Below are 21,199 nucleotides of genomic sequence, written 5' to 3'. Positions count from 1 at the left end.
TTTTCTTGCAGTAATCAGAAGATTTAGCTTCCGCTGAAAGCTTATGTATTCTATGTTCAAAGAGGAGCACCAGGAGTCCGACAAATCGGGTCTCCTGGACGCTCCTCTTTTTCATGATCCTCATGGATGGTTCTTGTCCAACTCCTCTGTTCAGAACTCATGCCTCGATATAAAATCATGCAATCGTCGATAAATTTCGATAATCTCATCCATGGGCATTCGTACCAGTCCACTGGAAGAAGGAGCAACAAACTCATGAACACCGTCCACGACGGAGTCCGGCTGAATTCCCCAATCCGCTTTTGCTTTACCGCTGAATTCGGTATACACGCCCTTGCCGACAAAACAAGCAACCTCCGGTCTGTACTCCCCCAGCTTCTCCCGCAGCGTTTCTCTACCGAGTTTGTACTCTTCGCGGGTAATATCTTCGGCCCCCCGTGTGGGCCTGGCTACAATATTGGTAAATCCATACCCCAGTTTAAGCAATTCCCCATCCTCCGAGGCTTCATATAAGCGAGGGGTCAACCCGGATTTATGCAGAATCCTCCAAAAATTGTTGCGGGGGTTGGCATAATGATGTCCGACCTCCCCCGATCGCAAACTAGGATTAAATCCGATAAAAACAACAGTCAATCCATAATCGAGATGATCGCTGACTTCGTTCATTCTGACTCCTCCTATCATCGTCTTATTCTGGGTTAACCTGAACTTAATGAGAGCTCGATGCGGCAGCGCTGTTGTTGCGTTTGCGTATTTGGTGAATGCCCATCACCACGGTCACGAGCTCCCAATCTCCAAGGACGTCGCTCTCATTCTCCAGCAGATAGGCTCCGGCCTGAAGCCAGCCGCTAATACGGGAAAAATGGGCGATTCCCCTTCCGGTACCATCCGTAATTTCATATTCATTGGAAAAGGCAGGCGAAGTGATCTCATATACGCCCCGCGATCCCGCGTTGTATTCAAATTTTTTCGTGAAAAAGCTCATACGCATACGCAGCACGCCCAGCTCTTCCCCGCTGCCGCTCACGATATGCCACTTGTTGGAGAAGAAACGAAACGAGCCGCTGCATACCGGATCTCCCGTAGCGTTATACACGTCCAGCGAGGAACCGAAAGCACTCTTCAAATCCAGACTTCCTATTACACTGCCTTCCCTATCCATAATATCTGTTATACCCGAGCTAAAAAAGTTATCCTTAAAATATAAATGCATACGCCTTCTCCCCTTCCTCGATTCCTTGCATACCTGTTACTCATTACAACGATTTGCACGTTAAATTGTTTCATTTTTTTGGGGGAATCTGGGAACCAATCCTATGTTCAATTGTCTAATATTTGAGGTGATGTGATTGGAGTACCTGAAACAAATGGTGGCCGTAAATGAAGCAAGCACGGTGCTGAGCGATTTAATGGAGTCCTTCGGCCAGGACGTGTGGAACTATGCGTTCTTCCTAACAAAACGCAAAGATGCGGCTGATGATATCAGTCAGGACGTATTCTTGAGTGCATTTAAGCACTGGAATGAGTTTCAGGGCCGAAGCTCTGTAAAAACATGGCTGTTAACCATCACCCGCAACCTTTCCCTGAACTATCTCAAATCTTCCTTTATGACGAGGGTGTCTTTAACCGGCTGGGTAACCTCCAAGCAGACTGAACCCTCTGCGGAAAAAGAGTTTATGGATGCTGCTGCCGTATCGCAGATTTGGAAATACGTGATGGAGCTGCCGCCCAAATACCGCGAGGTGCTCATCCTTGAATCCCATTACCAGCTGCCGCGAAAAGAAATGGCGGAGCTGCTCGGCATATCCGAAGGAACGATCAAATCCAGACTGCACCGGGCTCGCGCCCGAATGGAGAAGATGTTGAAAGGAGAGGATGTCCAGTGAAGACCGAACAAGAGCTGCAGCCCGATTGGATACAGGAACTCGCTTCTTCTCCATTCAACGAGCCGATGTTCACCGAGAAGATGAAATCCAGTGTATTGAACAGCGCTGCTAACGGCTCTGTAAAGAAGGGTCGAAAAAAGCGGAAATCTCCAACGCGTCTGCGTGTTATAACCGCAAGTGCATTCATGATTCTTCTAATAGCGACGGTAGGGGGATGGCGCGAGTCCCCTGCGCTTCAACGGATGATCCCGATCAAGGGCTTGGGATATGCTGCCAAGTGGACTCCCCGCAACGTATACACGGAGAATGGAGTAGATAAACTTCAAGCGGTCCAGGGTGGTGATTTTACCGCCGGCTCTCCGGCCGGTGCCTGGTGGAATCTGTTAACCCCAATTCAAGCGCTTGAAGGGAAAACGATCCACATAACCGCCGTACACCGGGATACGGGAACTACCCTTGAAGAGCTTGTCGAGACGGAGATCACCTCCGATATGGCTTACGATAACTTCACCCGGGTCTCTTCCCGCTTTGCCCTGCCGCTCTCTGGGTTATGGCGATTCGACGTGATGGTGGATCAGGAGAAATACGGCGATATCGTGGTCGATGTGCCGGACAGCAGCTGGGAGCCGAGTCCGAGTTTTAGATCCGGTAATTATGCTATGACCGGCGTGGAAGGTCGTCTCGGCTTTATTGATCCGGGATTTATCGCTAATCAACCAAATAAATACATGTGGCATTTCTGGGGGCGTGCCGAGGAATTGAAGGGGGATCTGCTGATCACCGCCGTGAAAAAAGGTACGACCGAGATCGTTGATGTATTTAAAACTCGTATCAGTCCTTATCCTCATAACGGTGCCGATGCAGCGATACCAACCTCCATGTCGCTGCCTTCGCCAGGACTATGGCGTATTATGGTCTCCATTAACGGTCAGCTGTTTGGCAGCGTCATTGTGGAAGTCGATAAACCTCAGGACTAAGCTTTCACTACCCTGACCTATCAGAACTTCTATCCGAGACTGAAGTTCATCAAATAAGGCTGCCCCGGTCTGTAGGCATCTACAGAACCGGGGCAGCCTGTTCACGGTGGAATATCATAAATTTCATATTCCGCTTATTTCATCAGCCAAATAGCATTATTCCGCGTTCAATGCTTCCTTCGGCACTTCGATCTTGCTGATTTCGTTATGCTTGGAGTAAGTGCTCTTCATTTTCATATCCAAGGATACCTTCTGACCTTCGGCTTCCATTGCCATTACCATGTCCAAATCGGTTGTTACAGGCAGGTATGATTCCTTCTGTACGCCATAAACAATATGGATGCTCTTGATATCCATTTGATCCATCATGGCTTCCATCTGCGGATCGTTGCCCGCTTGGCTCATCATGGACTTGGCAAGCTCCTTCAGATTGTCGCCGGAGACATCCGCCGTCAGAACGTATGCGTCTCCGTCCTCCGTTACTTTGAAGTCCTTAGCGAGGGTCTTGAACTGCTCTACCTGCTGCTCCGGACTTGCACTGCTCGGATCCAGGCTGTCTCGGATCTCCTGCTCCGATTCCTTCGGAACCTGCATCCATTGACCATCCATAAGCATGTAGATACCGTCTTCCGTTATATACTGCTTCATCTCGATCTTGCCTTCCGGAGAATCCATCACGATGTTCTGCATCATCTCCACCGGCTCGAGCGTAAGTTCCGAATCAAGCGCCATATTAACATCTTGCTCCTGCTTCTCTTCGCCTTCAACTACGATATGCTGTTTAACATCGGCTTTCATCGCAAAACTCTTCAAATTCTTAGAAGCTTCAGCCGACTTCTGAAGAAGCTCGTCAGCAGTTGGAAGAGCATCCTTCTTCGGTTCTTCTTTAGCAGGCGGCGTCTCGCTCGTCCCTTGTTCCGTTGCTGGTGGTGTTGCGGCGTCGTCTGCTGCTTTGTTGTCCTTTCCGCATGCTGTCATGCTCATTACCAAAATTGCCCCTAGTAATACTGCTGTCCACTTCTTCAATCGAATTTCCTCCTAAAATATGTATTCCAAGATTACTCATCCCATTCTATACGATTTGCGACAAATATTGATCAATTTTTCAGAAAACGGTACACTAGACCTATTCTTTGTCAGGGAGTGTGCACAATTGGAAAACATTCTTGTTACCGGATATCGAGCTCATGAACTCGGTATTTACAACAACAAACACCAAGGCATTCCTTATATACGTCAAGCGATTGCCAACCGCTTGATTCCGCTGCTCGAGGAAGGTCTTCAGTGGGTTATCACGCCCGGTCAGTATGGCGTGGACCTGTGGGCCGTTGAAGCAGCTATAGAACTAAAGTCCCGATACCCTCACCTGAGATGCTCTATTCTGACCGCCTATCAGAATCCCGAGGAGCAATGGAACGACGATAAAAAAGCTTATTTTCAGGAATTGATGAAGGGGGTAGACTTCTATGCGCCTGTCAGCAAGAGCCCCTATCAGGGGCCGTGGCAATTTACGGCCAGAGACGATCTGTTACTCCGCAAGACCGATGGCATTCTGCTCGTGTATGACGAAGATGGCGGCGAAGCCAGCCCCAAGTTCATCAAAGAACGTGCGCTGAAGAAGCAGGCAGCGGACGGTTACCGCTTCATCAGCATCGGTTCGGAGGAGATTCAGGCTGTTGCAGACGAAGAGAATATGTCGCAGGATTTTTACTAGGTTTGCTGCTCTCCGGTTACCACTTCGATCCGCCAGAAGAGTTCCCTGCTGGCGAATCTCACCAGCTAGATCCGCCAGAGGAGCAATGTGAAGAACCTGAAAGAGACGTCAGCTTAAAGCGAATATTTTTGTTATAAGTCCGCCTCTCTGATGGATGATCGAAATTAATCATTTTATGCCACATTCCGCAAAATCAAGGAAAAGAGAATATCAACTAACAAATGAACCTGTGGCAATATTACACATGAGAAGCGGTGGAGCATGCGAATTAACAAATATATAAGCGAAACGGGATTTTGCTCGCGCAGAGAAACCAACCGATTGATTGCAGCCGGACGCATCACGATCAATGGCAAGGTGTGTGAAAAAGGGGCGGACGTTGAACTGCACGATATTGTGTTAATAGATGGGAAGGAAATTCCTCATCAGGATAGGGAAGCGGTTTACCTGGCTCTCAATAAACCTATCGGTATTGTCTGTACGGCAGCAGAACATGTCGCGGGAAACATTATTCAGTTTGTTAACTATCCATCGCGCATTTTTGCCATTGGAAGGCTGGATAAAGCCTCTGAAGGTTTGATTTTACTTACGAACGACGGAGATATCGTGAACAAAATGATGCGTTCGGAGCATCATCATGAGAAAGAATATGTGGTGACCGTGGACAAACCCGTTACGGACGAATTTATGCAAGCGATGTCTCAAGGTGTTGAAATCCTGGACGTCATAACCAAACCATGCAAGGTCTATAGGCAAAGCGAAGACGTATTTCGTATTATTTTGACACAGGGCCTTAATCTGCAAATCCGCAGAATGTGTAAAGCCTTGGGGTACAGAGTGCTGAAGCTGGAGCGAATTCGGATTATGAATATTACACTGGATCAACTGGAACGGGGGAAGTGGAGGCATTTGCAGGAAGCCGAACTACATAAACTCCTGTTCATGTTGAACTAGGCGAAAGCGAACTCGTGGTAGGAACAGCAAGGCAACATACAAAAGCCATTTTTCAACTTTGTCCACGCCGGCCAACGAAAGCCACTCCTAAGGTTTACGTCATAGACCCCGGTATCGTGTCAAATTTGAAAAATGGCTCTACATGCTTAAAACAGTATTTCTATGCCAACAAATAATCGTCAATGCTGGTATAAGCATACCCATGGGCCGCCGCAACCGCTTCGTAGGTTACCTTGCCGTCGATGACATTAATGCCCTTGGCAAGTGCTTTGTCATGACGTGCGGCAGACCGAAGTCCTTTACTTGCTATTCTCAGTCCATAGGGTGCCGTTACATTGGTCAGTGCCATGGTGGAGGTTCTGGCTACGGCGCCCGGCATGTTGGCTACAGCATAATGAATAACACCATGCTTTTCGTAGGTCGGGTTGTCATGCGTGGTGATCCGGTCAATCGTCTCGATGGAGCCCCCTTGATCAATCGCCACATCCACGATGACGGATCCCGGACTCATCTCTTTTACCATCTCTTCCGTTACGAGGCGCGGGGCCCGTGCACCGGGGATCAATACTGCGCCCACGACAAGGTCGGCGGCCTTCACCGTTTCCGCAATGTGATACGGATCGGACATAATCGTTTTGACCCGCCCTTGGAACAGATCATCCAGTTGACGAAGTCGGCCGGGATTAATATCGAGGATGCTGACGTCTGCACCGAGACCCAGCGCAATTCTTGCCGCATTGGTGCCGACGATGCCACCGCCAATAACGGCAACCTTGCCTGGGGCAACTCCAGGTACACCGCTTAGAAGGACACCCTTGCCACCATGCGCTTTTTCTAGGAAATGCGCCCCGATTTGAATGGACATTCTTCCTGCCACTTCACTCATCGGTGTCAACAGCGGCAGGCTGCCATCCGTCAATTGTATCGTTTCATAAGCAACGGCACTCACCTTACGGTCAACCAGCGCCTTGGTCAGTTCCGGCTCGGGGGCCAGGTGCAGATAAGTGTATAGGATCATATCCTCTTGAAAGTATTCATATTCCTCCTGCAGGGGTTCCTTCACCTTCACAACCATCTCGGCTTTCCACGCTTCTGCAGCCGATGCAACCACTTTGGCTCCAGCCGCTCTGTAAGCTTCATCCGTAAAACCGATCCCAAAACCAGCTCCAGATTGTACAAGCACTTCGTGTCCGGCATTTCTAAAACTGACGACCGTACCCGGCGTCATGCCTACACGACTTTCGTTATTTTTGATTTCTTTGGGAACCCCAATTATCATCCCCATGCCTCCTTAATAGTGAATTTTGCCTATCTAATTGAATTGTAACCATTTTTACCCAAACTGTGTACCTGTCTAAGGTCAGGGATTGTCCATCCGAATTTATCTCTATGTATCCGTAGTATATGCAGATAAAAGATGAACTGCATGCAGAAAAAAACACTTCTGGCAGAGGGATTATAACGGATTTTTGTCCGTTATACCGTCCTCGCCAAAGTGTTTGAATCATGCGCATTCATGAAAACTCTAAGTACTTCTGTTGTCCGATCCCTTCGTTATTGTGCAACCAGCTTAAACTTTTTCGCGATCCTTCCCTTTGTCGGATTCACCTGCGTTTTTGTTCGCCTTCTCCCGATCGAGCTGCATCTCCTCCACCGTCTTCACCTTGAGTCTGGCTGCTCCTTCATACGGACGGGTGGGGATCAGATTGCCGGATATTAGACGTGCCTTCGCTTCAATGATCGAAACCGCGTACTGAGGAAGCCATGCTTCACCGGCTACCAGCATTTCATCGACCAGCTGCCAGATTTCCTTCGGATTACATACCGCTCCAACCAGCGGATCCATCATAAATGCCTGACGAAGCAGCTTGTCATCTCCATGAACCGCCGCTTCGACCGCCAGCCGTTGAACGGATATGCTTACGCCACACACCGCAGCCGGCCCTAACGGCAAATTCCCTACATGTGGCATGGAAATGCCGTTGCGGTCTACGTAACCCGGCGCCTCAATGATTGCATCATTCGGCAGATTAGCGATAATGCCCTCATTCACCACATTAAAATGTCCTCGGTATACCCGGCCGGTTTCCAAGCCTTCAATAATGTAGGAGCCATGTTCCTCTCCCCGGTGCTCCGGCGTGTACTCCATAGCCGGATCTTGCATCCAGTTCGGGAAATCAGTCTCGAACCAGTTGCGTCCCTCGGTACAGACTCGCAAATATCCGCCTGTCTCTCCGTTTATCCAACTGCTGAGGTCAATCCACTCCGTAATTTCCTCCGCCCGTTTACGGTACCAAGGAACATATTCGCTTAGATGGCCGTTGGATTCGGTGCTGTAATATCCGAAACGCCGCAGCATATCGATGCGAACCTTCTCTGTCCTGCTATACTCCGGATGCCGTTCGAACGCTTCCAACAGTCCAGCAGTCAAGTCCTTGCCTTGATGTGAGGCTTGAATATACCAGGTTTGATGATTAATGCCGGCACAGACAATATCGACTTCCTGTTTCTTCAAGCCATAAACCTCGGCGATTTGGTGATGCCCATGCTGTACGCCATGGCATAATCCAATCGTCCGCACGCCGCCATACTGATTGCATGCCCATGTCAGCATAGCCATGGGATTCGAATAGTTCAGCAGCAGTACATCTGGTGCGCACACCTCGCGAATATCCTGGCAAATGTTTAGCATCTCAGGGATTCCCCGCTGGCCATACATAATGCCGCCTGCACAGAGCGTGTCGCCCACGCACTGATCGATGCCGTATTTCAGCGGAATGTCCACATCCGTACGGAATGCCTCCAGTCCGCCCACGCGAATGGTGCAGATGACATATTTGGCATCCTGCAGGGCTTGTCTTCGATCCGTGGTGGACTGGATCACAATTGATAGCCCGTTCTCGGTAATATCCCGCTGACACAATTCCGTGACCATATCCAGATTATGCTCGCTGATGTCGGTGAAAGCGACCTCGATATCCCTAAATTCCGATACAGTCAACAAGTCACGCAGAATTCCCCGGGTAAAGCCGATACTGCCCGCGCCGATAAAAGCAACCTTAAACGACATTTTATCCACTCCCTAGCTGCAAATTAGATTGTAGTTATTGTAGCAATCGAGTGGTAGAAAGCGTTATCAAAATCATGACCTTTTGGACTCTTCTGAGTCAAAAATCCTCACTTCTTATCTGATCTGGCATCCTGATCACCGTATTTCCAGGCATTCCGATCCTTCCGCAGCCGATATTCCAGCGGCGTGGTTCCCGTATTCTTCTTGAACAACATATGGAAATATTGCCTGCTGCCAACACCCACATAGTCCGATATTTCATCTATGGGGATATCCGTCTGCTCCAGCAGCATTTTGGCCTTTTCCATTCGAATCATGGTCAGATACTCCGTTATTGTCCTGCCCGTCCCTCTGCGGAATACCCGATGCAAGTAGCCGGGATGCAGATTCACCTCGGCGGCAACGTCTTTCACCTGAATATGGCGATCATAGTTCTGATGCAAGAAATCGACGCTTCGTTTAATATAGAACTCGCTCTGCTGCATTTCACTGCGTTCCCTTTCTTCATACAGACGGGCGATACAGACAAGCAGCTGAATAAACAGCATATGCGTCATCATTCTACCCTCCGTCCCTCTCTGATCGAGTTCAAGCACGAGGCTCCGCAGCACCGGATATACCTCCTCCTGATCCGCTAGCACCAAGTAGGGAAACGGCCGATTCAGGAGAAAAGACACCTCTTGTTCCTCACCTGCAATCTGCCTGAGAGAAAGCGTCCTCTCTTCACTTTCCATAAACCCGAATTCCACATTCAGCATTCGGCAGGAGACCGCCTGCTCAACGATTAACCGATGCGGGACATCGGCATCCAGTACCATAAACTCCCCTTTTTTCAGCGTGACGCTCTTTTCCGTATCGCCTACCTTTACGTCAATCCGGCACACCCCTTGGATCATATACATAATCTCGGTTGAGTCATGCTGATGGTATGGCATTTCATAATCTATCCACTGCTTATAGTAATAGGCGTAAAAGCGGGGGACATAATCCCCCTCTTCTAACATCTGCTGAAACAAGCTGCCATTCACGACACATGTTCCTCCCTTCGTCCGAGCCGTGCAGCATTCCAATTTAAAGCAAAAACATCTATCGCCGTACTTTCTCAGAGGCGAGTGCAATCATACCGAATCATAGAAACCGCCAATGCCATGCATGAAAAAAAGCCTGGCCCTTAGGCCAAGCTTATCATCAATATACCAGTGGTGCTACGAGATTTTGAAGGCCGATACGGTATGGTTTAACTCTTCAGCAAGCTCGGCAAGCGATTGTGCCGTTGCAGCCGATTCCTCGCTTGTAGCCGCCGTTTCCTCCGTCGACGAAGATATGGTTTCAATTGCGGTCGCCACCTCGGCAGCCTGGGCTGCCTGCTCCTCGCTGGCAGCTGCAATATCCATTACTTTTCCGGCAGACTCATTCACCATACTTGTAATGTAGGCAAAGGCTTCACCGGCTTTTTCCGTGTGGATGACGCCTAGATTCACCGCCTCCACGCTATCAGCCGTATTCTTCTGCATGCCCTTGATGATATCGGCGATCTGCTTCGTGGCTCCTCCGCTACGTTCGGCTAGCTTGCGCACTTCATCCGCCACCACAGCGAATCCTCTTCCTTGATCGCCGGCACGGGCAGCCTCGATCGTAGCATTAAGGGCAAGCAGATTGGTCTGCTTGGCGATATCGTCGATCACCTCGATAATCTCGCCAATCCGCTGGGAATCAGCTTCGAGTTTGGCAACCTGCTCCCGTACCCGATTCATGCCTTCCACCGACTGCTGGACGATGCCGCTGCCTTCCGTTGCAATGCCGGAGGTCTGGTTTACAAGTTCGGATGCTGCTGATGCATCGCTCGCAACAGAATTGATGGCATTTGACCATTCATGGAACAATTCACTGACCGTTTGCACGGATTCAGCCTGACTGCTGCTTCCAACCGCCAGTTCCTCGGCACCAGCCGATAGCTGCTGTGAAGCGGCGGCTACCGATGATGCGTTCAGGTTCACTTTGCCGATCATCTCCCGCATGCTCTCCAGCAGCTGCGCGAATACTCTGGACAACGTGCCGATTTCATCGGCTCTGCGGAGATAAGCCGCAGGCACCTCCTGCGTGAAGTCTCCCTTCGACATGAACTCTCCGATGGAAACGGAAATGCCCAATGGTTTCACGATGGATCTCGTTAACAAGACCACGACAGCCGCCATGGCCACCAGAGTGGTCAGTCCGGCAACGATAATGGAGATCATCAACGCATCCGAATTTTCCGTAATCTCATCCATCGGGATAATGATAGCGGCAGACCATGGCGTTTCGGTCAATCCTGCCTTAATCGGAGTATACAGCTTGTACAGCTCGGAATCTTCCTCGGTATAGACATCCCCTTCCCGAATCGCATCCAGGATAAGGGGAACCGTTTTGCCAGGATAGGCCTCTTCCAACGTCTGCCCCATCAATCCGTCCTCCGGCGACGTTACGATCACACCGGTATTCGAAAAAATATGAGCATACCCCGTATCGAACAATCGGAATTGCTCCATTACGCTTTGCAAATGTGCCAGGGAAATATCGACGCCAACCACGCCGACGGTCTTTCCGTTATCGATAATCGGAACAACGAGCGATGTCATCATGACATCTTCATTGCCTACTTTGAAGACGTACGGATCCATAATGATTTCTTTCCCGCTGTTCTTCGCCAGGAGATAGAAGTCACCTTCCCCTTCGTGCTCGTAATCCTCGATTACGGAGCGTTCCAGGCCGGATTCCGTTCTTGCCCAGTAGGACATCAATCGCCCCGTTTGGTCACTGCCCTGTTTGTTTCTGTATTCGTTATCCCGGCCATCAAAGGCATCCGGCTCCCATAAGGTCCAGATCCCTTTCCAGGACGGATTGTCTTCCAGATTTCTTCTCAGTATTTCATTAACGGCTGCGCGATTCGTGGTATCGGTCCCTTTCATTCCAACAAAGCTTACAGCTAATGTACGTGCGGAGCTCATGACATCGTCAAGCTCTGCTTGTACCAGCGTGCCAATCTTCTCACTCGTTGTCACCGCAAGCGTCTTGGCCGAATCCAGAGCTTCCTCCGTTGTAGTCATACTGATATAAGCCATCATGCCAGCTAGAAAAATCGTAATCGACCCCAAAATAATAAACAGCATACGACCCTGGAGTTTCATTGCAAACAGAGATTTCAAAGACTTCAATCGTTTCATTATGAGTCACCCTCGCTTCTTCCGGCTGTTAAATTCATTCCACTCTTCTTCAAGCTGCGCCAAAACTTCCTCAATCTCTTCCGGTGACAAGAGGTCATCGACACCATATTCATATAGGTCCTTTGTCATGCCGCAGGTTACCACCCTTCCTACTTACAGACTACATCCATCCAGTAACATAAGCATATACACTTACTTACCGTTCGTAACCGAAATTCTCTTGCGTGCTCACGCAAGAATTTTGCGGATTACCTTGCGGATATTGTCGAATAATAGCGAACCTACCCCGTGTCATGTCGAGGTAAACATACTTTATGATCTGAAACGTTAAAGAGAGCTAGCCGGTCAGCCCAGCTGAACAAAATCCGAATCCGAGAGGATTCCCATCTGCTTTGCCTTCAGTGCAGCTTCTATGCGTGACTTCACATTCAACTTTTGAAACAGATTGGTTAAGCAGTACTCCAGCGAACGCTGGCTCATGATCACCATTCCCGCAATCTCCTTGTTACTCTTTCCGCGAGCGATTTCCTTGAGAATACTATATTCTTTATCGGTTATAGACTGGGCTGCCGGTGCCCCTGCTGTCCGTTCCGGACCATTTGCGGTAACACGCCGGAGCTGCTTCACAAGTGTTAACGGCAGAACGACTTCCCCTCGCAGCGCACATCGAACAGCCGTTACCAACTGCTCTTTGCCCGACGTTTTCGAGACAAAACCAGCCAGTCCGGCCTCCATAATCAAATTAAAATGATTGCTGACTTCAAAACCCGTATAAACCAGCATCACCGCGTTCGGAACGATTTGGAGGATCTGCTTGGCCAAATCAATTCCGTTCATGCCCGGCATATGCATATCAATCAGCATTACGTCAAAATGCAACGTTCTCACCAGCTCCAGCGCCTGCTCCGGCGTATTCGCAAGCTTCACGAACATATCCTTTTCCTGTTCAAGCAGTACCTTGGTCCCCTCCATCACCGAGGGGTGGTCATCCACTAATAAAATTTCGATCATTGTCACTCATGACTCCTTCAATCTGGTATCTTGATTGCTTCACTGCCGGTGGAATGTTTACTTTGCTGTTATGGATATATAGACAGCCGCCCCCCCGCTCTCCGATGAGTCGAACTGGATTTTACCGTTCATGCTTCTCACCCTTTCCTTCATGCCGCCGATCCCCATATGATTGAATTGATCCGGTTTCTGGTTCAAATCGATCCCAATCCCGTTATCTTCATAGCTAAGATTGACCTCATCACACTGAGTGGACAAACGGAGCTTTACCTCGGTCGCGTTGGAATGCTTCGTGGCATTGGCCAGCAGCTCCTGGACAATTCTGTACAGTCCGATCAAGTGATCGTCACTGATATCATCATCGAAGTTCGAGCAGTCGAACTGTATAGAATAATTGGTGCGGAGCTGGGTAAATTCAAACAATGCCTCCAGCGAACGTTCCAAACCCTCCTCCTTGAGCAGCGGGGGGCGAAGCTCGTTGCACGTAATTCGAATCTGATAAATCACATCCAGAAGCCCCTGCTCGATTTCCTCCAGCTGTGGGCGCAGTTGCTCCGGCAGCTCATGATCCGATGTAATCTGATTTAATTTCCTGTACCATATAATCTGTTCCTGGAGCGCAGCATCGTGAAGATCTTGGGACAATCGCTTCCGCTCATTTTCAGATAAATGCAGCATCAGTCGCAGCAGCCACAGAGGCATGATCTGCTGGGATGAATCCAGCTTCTCCAGCTCCCTCGTCAAATCCTCAATGACGCGGAAGTTATCGTACAGGACACTTGCATAGCGCGTAATGGTCTCCAGCCATATTTTTTTGGCCTGAATCTTGAGCAAGGGAACCTCTCCGCCAATGCAGACAATGCTGCTATCCCCGTTCATTTCTCCAATCTTGACAAAATATCCGTCGGACATCTCAAACAGTTTACAGAACGGAATATGCTCGGGACCGCATGTATGGATCGCATGAAGCACACCTTGCGGCAGATCTTTATGGCCCCCTTGGATTTTGATATGCAGGCTGTGGTGGTTGATCTGGATGAGGCTCACCCGATCCGTCACCAGCACCTTCTTGATTTCCCGCACGATACGGGCGTTCAATTCACTGATCTTCACCATCCCAAAAAGGTCGGAAGAGAATTGATCCAGGCTCATTTGCAGCCTAAAATAACGGTCCTCACTCTCCCGTACTAGCCTTTCTGCCGCAATCCGCTCCCGTTCAGCCTGCTTCTGCTGCGTAACATCGCGAATGATGGTAAGCGCCGTGTTATGACCTATATAAGGAATAGGTGTCGTAATTGCCTCTATATCGATGATCGTTCCATCCAGCCGGACCAGTTTGTTCCCGGTGAGCTCCGAGGTATTCCCGCTTTCGTACACATGCTCAACCTCCGAAATCACGAACTCGACCTGATCCGAGGGGATTACGTCGTGGAGCGAAGTTCCCGCTAATTGTACGATATCCGTTATGCCCAGTAAGGAAAGACCCGCGGGATTCGCATAAACATAAGAAAAATCGGAGTGCAGGAACATCGCAACAGGAGCGATATCCAGGATATGGCGGTTGATTCGGTCGCTTTCCATAAGGGCCCGTTCCGCGGATTTGCGGGCGGTAATATCCTCGAAAAAAATCTCAATCGCGTCCGATTCCGCATCATACAAGGCCGTTGTCACGACATCGACCCGCTCTCCGTCAACCCGCTTTATGGATAATTCCTCGGGAACGACCTGCCCTGATCGAATAAGCTGCATGAGCCGTTTGCGTTCCCACTCCTCATAGGGATCCAGCACCCAGTCCCAAGGATCGGTACCCAGGATGTTCTCAAGCCCAGCCGCTCCAATGATCCGAAGTCCAGCGGGATTTACATACATCAGCTTGCGGTCCTTACAGACGGCAATGGCAATAGGAGATAGCTCTACCAGCCTGCGATACCGGTTCATGCTTTCCTTGAGCGCTTGCTCCATCTTCTTGCATTCCGTAATATCATACAGCGCCTCCTCCATGCGGAAACGTGTGCTAATATCAACGGCAATACCATCTGTACGGATCATTTGCCCGGATTCATTCATCATCGGAATCATCTTCACTTGGACCCAGCGAACATCGCCCTCTGCATGAATAATCCGGAATTCAGTATGAACGGTCTCACCTTGTCGAGTTCTGTCGACCAATGATCGAAACAACATCATATCCTCTGGATGGATCAGCTCTTCCCAGGAAAGACCGTCCGTGAAATCACGATGTGAATAACCTGTGATTTTATGAAAAGCCAAAGAAGTATTTTGGATACTCCTTGTGCCGAAATCGTATGACCAAATGCCAACATCAAGCGTGAGCAGCATATCATCAAGCAGTCGGAATCTGCCTTCGGCCATATCCAAGGCCTGATGGCTTAACTTTCGCTGATATGCGCTTTTGAACAAGAAAATCCAGAATGTGATGGTGAGGGCGACTAATACCAAGATGGTTGCCCCCAAGAAGTAAATACACATGATGTTTGATGGTCTCCTTATGAAGCATACACGCAGTCACGTCAGATGCTTTGCGGTATACCGAATGCGAACTGCGGGATGAAGCAAATGGTAGCCATATCATTTATCGGCAGATCCTTCACAAATGCGAAGATCAAGTACAGAGAAATTTTGCGTAACGATTCGGAGTGTCATATCCACGAAAATAAACGAAGCGAAAGGGGCTCTAAACAAAATAAAGCCCAAAGCGGCGTTTCGCTTCGGGCATTTCCATCATGAGATTTCCATCGTACACATCGCTCATGCCAAATCCCACTCGGAGTGGATCTTGGGCACATCGGAAATTAACTGCTGGGTATAAGGATGCTGCGGATTCAAGATCACCTCTTCCGCCGGTCCCCGCTCCACGACTTTCCCCTGTTCCATAATATACAGCGTATCGCTTACATAATAAGCAAGCCCTACGTCATGGGTAATGAAAATAATTGTCATGTTGTTCTCATCCCGCAGCTTCAAGAGCATATCCAGTATCGTGGATCGTGAACATGCGTCGACCATGGAGGTCGGTTCATCCGCAATCAGCAGCTTCGGATGAAGCATGAAGATCCGGGCAATCATCAGACGCTGCATTTGCCCGCCGGATAGTTCGAACGGGTATTTATTGTGCAGCTCTTCAAATTTCAGATTGACGAAGGAGCACGCTTCCTTCATTTTGCGGAATTGCTCCTCCTTTGACAGTTTATCACCCTGCAGCTTGATGCAATCGAGCAGCAGCTTCTCGACTTTGTAGAACAGATTGAACGAAGAGAACGGGTCCTGAAAGATCGCCTGGATGTTTTTCCAATAACGCTTGCGGTCTCTGTGCCGCTTCAGTTGTCTTGGCTTGCCCATATACTCAATCGTACCGCTGCTCTCCTTCAGCAGGCCCATGATCATTTTGGCCAGTGTCGTTTTGCCGCTTCCGCTCTCGCCGACAATCGATATGATTTCGCCTTCATGGAAGGTAAAGCTGACATTCTCCACGGCGGTTGTCTTCTGCTTCCCGTAACCGAATACCTTGGTGAGACGCTCTCCCCGAATCAGGACATCATTCTTCTCCATTCGCATACCACTCCTTAAGCACAGCCGGTTCTACGATGCAGCGATACATTCGATCCTCCACGGTCTTGCTCGCAATCTTTCCCTTCCGGCAGGCGTCTTGCACATAGGAACAGCGATCCGCGAACCGGCAGCCCTCCGGCACGTTCTTCAAATTAGGCGGGGTCCCCGGGATGGCGGCCAGCTTATGGCCTTTCATGCCTTCCTCGGGCACAATGATGGAACCCATCAGCTTTTTTGTATACGGGTGTATCGGGTCAAAAATCATTTGCTCTGCGGTACCGCGCTCCACGATCTCCCCTGCATACATGACGATGATGTCATCCGTTACGTGATAAAGCAGCGGCAGCTCGTGCGTGATGAATACCAGAGACTGAATATAGCCCCGATCCAGCAGACTCTTCAGCAGTTTGATCACCGCTTTCTGCGAGGTTACGTCCAGCGCCGAGGTCGGTTCGTCCGCAATCAGCACTTTGGGATTCAGAATGGTGGAGATCGCGATAACCGTCCGCTGCTTCATGCCGCCTGACAGCTCGTTTGGATAAGAGTTCAGCACCTTGGTTGACAAATTCAAGGTTTCGAACCGTTCCGCCGCCATCTCCCACACCTGTTTCTTGTTCAGCTCAGGGCGATGCTCCTTCATAATATCCTCGACGAAATGAATGATTTTGAGCGTAGGATTCAGGGCATTCATAGCTGCTTGCGGGATATATGATATCTCTCTTCCGGACACCTGGGAACGGAGCTGTTCCTTGCCAAGCTTCATGATGTCCGTACCGCTTACGACAATCGAGCCGCTGCCAAAATGCAGTGGTGGAAAATAAAATCCCATCAGGCTGAGCGCAAGGGTCGATTTGCCGCAGCCGGATTCACCGGCAATGCCAAGCGTCTTCCCCTTCTCGAGCGAGAAGCTCACACCGTCTACGGCATAGACATGTTCCTTCAGCCGGGTACGGTAATAGGTCTTCAATTCGTTAACTTCCAGTATATTTGTGCTCACAACACCCATCAGCTCCTAATCTTCGGATTGAATATTTCATCCATGCCAGTGTTCATCATGTACAAGGAGAAGGTGATGATGGCGATGGAGATCGCTGCCGGGATGAAGGCCCACCAAGCGCCAGCAACCGGTGCTTCAAATACGAGCGCCCAGTTCATGATGATGCCCAGGGAAATCGTGTTATACGGTCCCAGCCCCAGCATCGAGATGGAAGCCTCGGACAGAATGCCCGATGCCGTCTGCAGCACGAAGGCCATGACAACATAAGAAGCGATGTATGGCAAAATCTCCGAGATGATAATGCGCGGCGTGCTGTACCCGGATATTTTCGCGATATTCACGTGATCCCGGTTGCGGAGCGAGGATGTCTGCGCACGCACGGCCCTGGCCGTCCAGGGCCAGCTGGTAATGCCGATGATGACAGCCGTGACAAATGAGCTGCGCGAATCGATGCTGACCGAGATCAGAATGAGGATGACAAAGGAAGGAATCACGATGAAGATATTGGTGATCGCGGTCAGCAGATTATCGATCATGCCTCCGATGTAGCCTGAGGCTAAACCGATCACAAGACCGATCACAGTAGCAAATACGCCGGCAATGAGGCCCACCTGCAAAGAGGTCCGAATGCCGTAGATCAGTTCAAGGAATAAATCCCTGCCGAAGTTATCCGACCCCAGCAGCAGCTTCGAATCCGGCGGCTGGTACGCCAGGGCGATCATCTCCAGCGGGTCATTGCGGTTAAAGAGCGGGTAGATCAGCACCATGCCGATCATAGCCAACAGCATGCAGGCTCCGAACATAAACTTTGGCGATTTGATCAATATGCGAAAGGAACTGTTCATATTATTGATCCTCCATCTGAGCGGCCTTGATTCTTGGATCAATCCAGCCGTAGATTAGGTCAATCGTAAAGTTGGCCAGCAGCACAGCCAGGGCGATCAAGAGGGTACAGCCCGAAATTAACGGATAATCCAGCTGACGAATCGCCGTGAACATCCAGGTTCCGATTCCCGGATAACTGAATACGATCTCACAGATCAGCGAACCGCCCACCATCGTACCGATGGATAACGCCAATCCCGTGATCTGGGGCAGCATCGCATTCCGGAATACATACCTCGCGATTTTGGAATCCCGAATCCCGAGAAGCTTGCTGTACAGCACATAATCCGAATTCAGCTCATAGATGGACATCTCCCGCATGCCAATGGCTTGGCCGCCAATCGTAACCAGCACGATCGATAGAAACGGAAGCGTGTGATGCCGAAGTACGGAAGCGAAGAATTCAAAGCTGAGTGACGGCACCATCTGATAATCGTAGCCCCCATGCAGCGGAAACCAGTTCAGGGACAGGGCGAACACATACAGCATAATAATGGCTAGGGTAAAGAACGGAATGGAATTCACGAACAAGGCCACCGGGAATATCACTTTATCGAACACGCCTTTGCGGTAGGCCGCCACGGCGCCCAGCACATTGCCGATGATCCAGCCAACCAGGATGGCCGGAAGCTGGAGCCCGATCGTCCAGGGAACTGCTGAGGCCAGAATCTCCGTTACCGGTTTCGGATAGAGCCCGAATGAAGTGCCCAGGTTACCGGTCGCCAAGTTCTTCAGATAGATGATGAACTGTTCCCATAAAGGCTTGTCGATTCCGAACTCAACAAGAAACGTCTCATAGACCCGTTTGATCGTATCGCTGTCGGTCATCCCCTGCGTCATCTCGGACACAATCATACTCACCGGATTTCCCTCAATCATCCTGGGCAACAGGAAATTCAGCGTGACCGCAATCACCAGCGTCAGAAAGTACCAGAAGAACTTCTTGACGATATATTTTCCGTAAACGCTCAAGCAGCTCACCCCCAAGGATCACACCCTGAATTTGGTGGAAAAGAGACCTATATCAGGGGTGCAAATCCGCCAATATAGGTCTTGGTTCATTGTGTTATATCCATCAGTTATGAATCTGATACAGCGACTTGATGCCGGCTCCATCCATCGAAATTTGAGGCGGGATGTTGCTGCCGTCCCCTTCGGTCGGAAAACCTTTCCATACGGATTCATTGACGGTATCAAATACCCAAGGACGATACATGAGCGGAATCGATGGAATATCTTTTAACCAGATTTGGGTCAATTCGGTGTAGAGTGCTTTCAATTCAGCTTCATCTGTAATGGTTGGAATCTTCTCGATGATGGCATCGGCCTGATCGTTCTTGTACCGGCCCCAGTTGTAGAATGCCATTTCGCCCATTGGCGCAACGCCCTTGGAGTACATGATGGTCATGGCGCGGTTCCACGGCTGGCTTGGGCTGACCCCGCCGGCAGGCGTGTTCATGATGATATCGAACTTGCCGGTCTGGAGATCATTGGTCCATACCGGCGCTTCCGGAAATTTGGTTCGGATCTCGATACCGATTGCCTTCGCGTTCTGGGCAACAATCTCAAGCGCCGCATTCCAATCCGACCAGCCGTATGGACATTCGATTTCAAACGGGCCGAGGCGGGTTCCGTTCAGGACGCGGATGCCGTCTTTGCCTTTCGCGGCGCCGATGGAATCGAGAAGTGCATTAGCCGCATCTACGTCCGTTGTCCATTGGAGCGGTTTGATCGCGGCCTGGTCTACATACTTCGCTTCGGCCTCCGTATTCAGCGTTAACGATGGCTCCATCGGTGCGGAGTAGCCGCTGATGGCCAGCTCCGAAATTTTGCCGTAATCAATCGCCATGGCGATTGCTCTTCGGACATCCGCATTGTTGAGTCCTTCCTTCGACAAGTTGAAGAAGATCGATGGCATGGAGCCTGGCACATAATACGGAGCGTCTTTGATGTAGGTTTTAACCGGAGCCCCGCCCTCCCACATTTTCCATACCTGCGGAATAAACTGCTGCGATACGTCTACCTGACCGCTCTTGAATGCCAAATCGCCCGCTGCATTGTCTTTATAAATAACATGGGTGATATATTTAGGAGCCGGCAGCTTGCCAAAGAGTGCCTGACCCCAATAGTTATCGTCCCGTACAATCGTGATCTTCTGATCATTGTAAAAATACATTTTGTAAGGACCTGTTCCGATCGGGTCCTCGTTCACTTCTTTACGAATGGTGGCAAGGTCGTTATTGGCTTTCTTCTCGACCTCTTCCCATACATGTTTTGGCAGCATCGGCATGACCTCGATGCTGTCGAGCACCGTCAATTTGTTCGGATTGTCTTTATTCAGCTTGATGTTCACCGTTTGCGGGCCGTCTGCCGTTACGTCCTCAATGTAGGTCCAAAAGCTGCTCCAGTTGATGTCATACTTTTTGCCGAGCTGGTAGGTATAGACAACATCATCGGAAGTAAACGGCTTGCCGTCGCTCCATTTGGCATCCTTGTTCAGTTCAATCTTCAGGGTCAGATCGTCGGTCCATTCATACTTGGTACCCAGCAGCGGCTCTAATTCGCCTGTCAGCTGATTGACCATAAACAAGGTTTCATAGACGAGTTCTCTAGAGTTTCCGTAGTTAATCGGAAATGCCGGGTTGCCGCTGAGCAGATTAAAATTCGTAGGTGCTCCCCATTGCAAACCGTTCACGTAAAGCGTTTCATTTCTCGGCGTCGCTTTCGCGTCGCCCTGCGGTGCCGGCTCATCACTGCCTCCGGGTGTCTTTACCTCATCTTTGGGCGGCGGTGGATCTGATGCTGTCGGTGGCGTTACACTTTGGCATCCGGCAGCAAAAAAAGACGCGACCAATAAAAGAATGAATATGGGCCTCAGAACGGTTTTCAGCTTCACTTGTGAACCCTCCATTCATGGAATGTGTTCGTTTCT

The 21,199-nt window shown here is 49.9% G+C and carries 19 protein-coding genes; 4 read left to right on the top strand and 15 right to left on the bottom strand.

Annotation, left to right across the window (positions count from 1 at the left end):
• Positions 1 to 150: 150 nt before the first annotated feature.
• On the bottom strand, positions 151 to 666 hold the full coding sequence (locus CRG97_RS07235) for a mismatch-specific DNA-glycosylase (RefSeq protein ID WP_098742434.1): 516 nt from the start codon (positions 664 to 666) through the stop codon (positions 151 to 153).
• A gap of 43 nt (positions 667 to 709) precedes the next feature.
• On the bottom strand, positions 710 to 1,213 hold the full coding sequence (locus CRG97_RS07230) for an LURP-one-related family protein (RefSeq protein WP_098742433.1): 504 nt from the start codon (positions 1,211 to 1,213) through the stop codon (positions 710 to 712).
• 154 nt (positions 1,214 to 1,367) lie between these two features.
• On the opposite strand from CRG97_RS07230, the gene CRG97_RS07225 reads away from it, so the two are divergent.
• Positions 1,368 to 1,886: an RNA polymerase sigma factor gene (locus CRG97_RS07225; RefSeq protein WP_098742432.1), complete on the top strand. Its 519-nt coding sequence runs from the start codon at positions 1,368 to 1,370 to the stop codon at positions 1,884 to 1,886.
• A complete protein-coding gene (locus CRG97_RS07220; RefSeq protein ID WP_098742431.1) occupies positions 1,883 to 2,863 on the top strand; it encodes a DUF4871 domain-containing protein in 981 nt (326 codons plus the stop codon). Before CRG97_RS07225 ends, CRG97_RS07220 begins: the two co-directional genes overlap by 4 nt.
• A gap of 156 nt (positions 2,864 to 3,019) precedes the next feature.
• Here the strand turns inward: CRG97_RS07220 and CRG97_RS07215 are convergent, their stop codons facing one another.
• Positions 3,020 to 3,889 (bottom strand): DUF6612 family protein, encoded by an 870-nt coding sequence (locus CRG97_RS07215; RefSeq protein WP_098742430.1) that lies wholly within the window; start codon positions 3,887 to 3,889, stop codon positions 3,020 to 3,022.
• Between the two features lie 127 nt (positions 3,890 to 4,016).
• Here CRG97_RS07215 and CRG97_RS07210 point away from each other — a divergent pair, with 127 nt between their 5' ends.
• Positions 4,017 to 4,577, top strand: a complete 561-nt coding sequence (locus CRG97_RS07210) for an SLOG family protein (RefSeq protein WP_098742429.1) — start codon at positions 4,017 to 4,019, stop codon at positions 4,575 to 4,577.
• A 261-nt stretch (positions 4,578 to 4,838) separates the two neighbouring features.
• The gene (locus CRG97_RS07205; protein ID WP_098742428.1) at positions 4,839 to 5,531 is read left to right on the top strand and encodes a pseudouridine synthase; all 693 of its coding nucleotides are present in this window, start codon (positions 4,839 to 4,841) and stop codon (positions 5,529 to 5,531) included.
• Positions 5,532 to 5,691: 160 nt separating this feature from the next.
• Here CRG97_RS07205 and ald read toward each other — a convergent pair whose 3' ends face one another.
• The 12 genes from ald to CRG97_RS07150 all read right to left on the bottom strand — a co-directional run bounded on the left by ald (position 5,692) and on the right by CRG97_RS07150 (position 21,163).
• Positions 5,692 to 6,810: an alanine dehydrogenase gene (ald, locus tag CRG97_RS07200; RefSeq protein ID WP_098742427.1), complete on the bottom strand. Its 1,119-nt coding sequence runs from the start codon at positions 6,808 to 6,810 to the stop codon at positions 5,692 to 5,694.
• A 291-nt stretch (positions 6,811 to 7,101) separates the two neighbouring features.
• Positions 7,102 to 8,601 (bottom strand): alpha-glucosidase/alpha-galactosidase, encoded by a 1,500-nt coding sequence (gene melA / locus CRG97_RS07195; protein ID WP_098742426.1) that lies wholly within the window; start codon positions 8,599 to 8,601, stop codon positions 7,102 to 7,104.
• 107 nt (positions 8,602 to 8,708) lie between these two features.
• Positions 8,709 to 9,629: an AraC family transcriptional regulator gene (locus CRG97_RS07190; RefSeq protein ID WP_098742425.1), complete on the bottom strand. Its 921-nt coding sequence runs from the start codon at positions 9,627 to 9,629 to the stop codon at positions 8,709 to 8,711.
• A 177-nt stretch (positions 9,630 to 9,806) separates the two neighbouring features.
• A complete protein-coding gene (locus CRG97_RS07185) occupies positions 9,807 to 11,804 on the bottom strand; it encodes a methyl-accepting chemotaxis protein (protein WP_202618882.1) in 1,998 nt (665 codons plus the stop codon).
• A 6-nt stretch (positions 11,805 to 11,810) separates the two neighbouring features.
• Entirely contained in the window at positions 11,811 to 11,933 is a 123-nt protein-coding gene (locus CRG97_RS33980) for a hypothetical protein (protein WP_272914355.1), read from the bottom strand.
• Between the two features lie 216 nt (positions 11,934 to 12,149).
• Complete coding sequence (locus CRG97_RS07180; protein WP_098742424.1) at positions 12,150 to 12,815, bottom strand: response regulator transcription factor; 666 nt, start codon at positions 12,813 to 12,815, stop codon at positions 12,150 to 12,152.
• A gap of 57 nt (positions 12,816 to 12,872) precedes the next feature.
• Positions 12,873 to 15,275 carry a sensor histidine kinase gene (locus CRG97_RS07175; protein WP_237566327.1) on the bottom strand — a complete coding sequence of 801 codons (2,403 nt, stop codon included), beginning with the start codon at positions 15,273 to 15,275 and terminating at the stop codon, positions 12,873 to 12,875.
• A gap of 309 nt (positions 15,276 to 15,584) precedes the next feature.
• Positions 15,585 to 16,385 carry an ABC transporter ATP-binding protein gene (locus CRG97_RS07170; protein ID WP_098742422.1) on the bottom strand — a complete coding sequence of 267 codons (801 nt, stop codon included), beginning with the start codon at positions 16,383 to 16,385 and terminating at the stop codon, positions 15,585 to 15,587.
• Positions 16,372 to 17,382, bottom strand: coding sequence for an oligopeptide/dipeptide ABC transporter ATP-binding protein (locus tag CRG97_RS07165; protein WP_098742564.1), 1,011 nt, complete (start codon positions 17,380 to 17,382; stop codon positions 16,372 to 16,374). Before CRG97_RS07165 ends, CRG97_RS07170 begins: the two co-directional genes overlap by 14 nt.
• Positions 17,383 to 17,390: 8 nt before the next feature.
• Positions 17,391 to 18,227, bottom strand: a complete 837-nt coding sequence (locus CRG97_RS07160; protein WP_071223543.1) for an ABC transporter permease — start codon at positions 18,225 to 18,227, stop codon at positions 17,391 to 17,393.
• Between the two features lies 1 nt (position 18,228).
• Positions 18,229 to 19,239: an ABC transporter permease gene (locus CRG97_RS07155; protein ID WP_076322984.1), complete on the bottom strand. Its 1,011-nt coding sequence runs from the start codon at positions 19,237 to 19,239 to the stop codon at positions 18,229 to 18,231.
• Between the two features lie 103 nt (positions 19,240 to 19,342).
• A complete protein-coding gene (locus tag CRG97_RS07150; protein ID WP_098742421.1) occupies positions 19,343 to 21,163 on the bottom strand; it encodes an ABC transporter substrate-binding protein in 1,821 nt (606 codons plus the stop codon).
• Positions 21,164 to 21,199: the final 36 nt, after the last annotated feature.

Origin of the sequence: Paenibacillus sp. EZ-K15 (genome assembly GCF_002573715.1) — a bacterium.
Classification (GTDB): domain Bacteria; phylum Bacillota; class Bacilli; order Paenibacillales; family Paenibacillaceae; genus Paenibacillus_AQ.
This window is presented reverse-complemented; position numbering and strand designations above follow the sequence as displayed.

What these genes read in the sequence shown, in the direction of transcription:
- CRG97_RS33980 (WP_272914355.1), bottom strand. Translation starts at nt 11,933, where the DNA reads ATGACAAAGGACCTATATGAATATGGTGTCGATGACCTCTTGTCACCG.
- CRG97_RS07185 (WP_202618882.1), bottom strand. Translation starts at nt 11,804, where the DNA reads ATGAAACGATTGAAGTCTTTGAAATCTCTGTTTGCAATGAAACTCCAG.
- CRG97_RS07160 (WP_071223543.1), bottom strand. Translation starts at nt 18,227, where the DNA reads ATGAACAGTTCCTTTCGCATATTGATCAAATCGCCAAAGTTTATGTTC.
- CRG97_RS07225 (WP_098742432.1), top strand. Translation starts at nt 1,368, where the DNA reads ATGGTGGCCGTAAATGAAGCAAGCACGGTGCTGAGCGATTTAATGGAG.
- CRG97_RS07205 (WP_098742428.1), top strand. Translation starts at nt 4,839, where the DNA reads ATGCGAATTAACAAATATATAAGCGAAACGGGATTTTGCTCGCGCAGA.
- CRG97_RS07230 (WP_098742433.1), bottom strand. Translation starts at nt 1,213, where the DNA reads ATGCATTTATATTTTAAGGATAACTTTTTTAGCTCGGGTATAACAGAT.
- CRG97_RS07170 (WP_098742422.1), bottom strand. Translation starts at nt 16,385, where the DNA reads ATGGAGAAGAATGATGTCCTGATTCGGGGAGAGCGTCTCACCAAGGTA.
- ald (WP_098742427.1), bottom strand. Translation starts at nt 6,810, where the DNA reads ATGATAATTGGGGTTCCCAAAGAAATCAAAAATAACGAAAGTCGTGTA.
- melA (WP_098742426.1), bottom strand. Translation starts at nt 8,601, where the DNA reads ATGTCGTTTAAGGTTGCTTTTATCGGCGCGGGCAGTATCGGCTTTACC.
- CRG97_RS07235 (WP_098742434.1), bottom strand. Translation starts at nt 666, where the DNA reads ATGAACGAAGTCAGCGATCATCTCGATTATGGATTGACTGTTGTTTTT.
- CRG97_RS07180 (WP_098742424.1), bottom strand. Translation starts at nt 12,815, where the DNA reads ATGATCGAAATTTTATTAGTGGATGACCACCCCTCGGTGATGGAGGGG.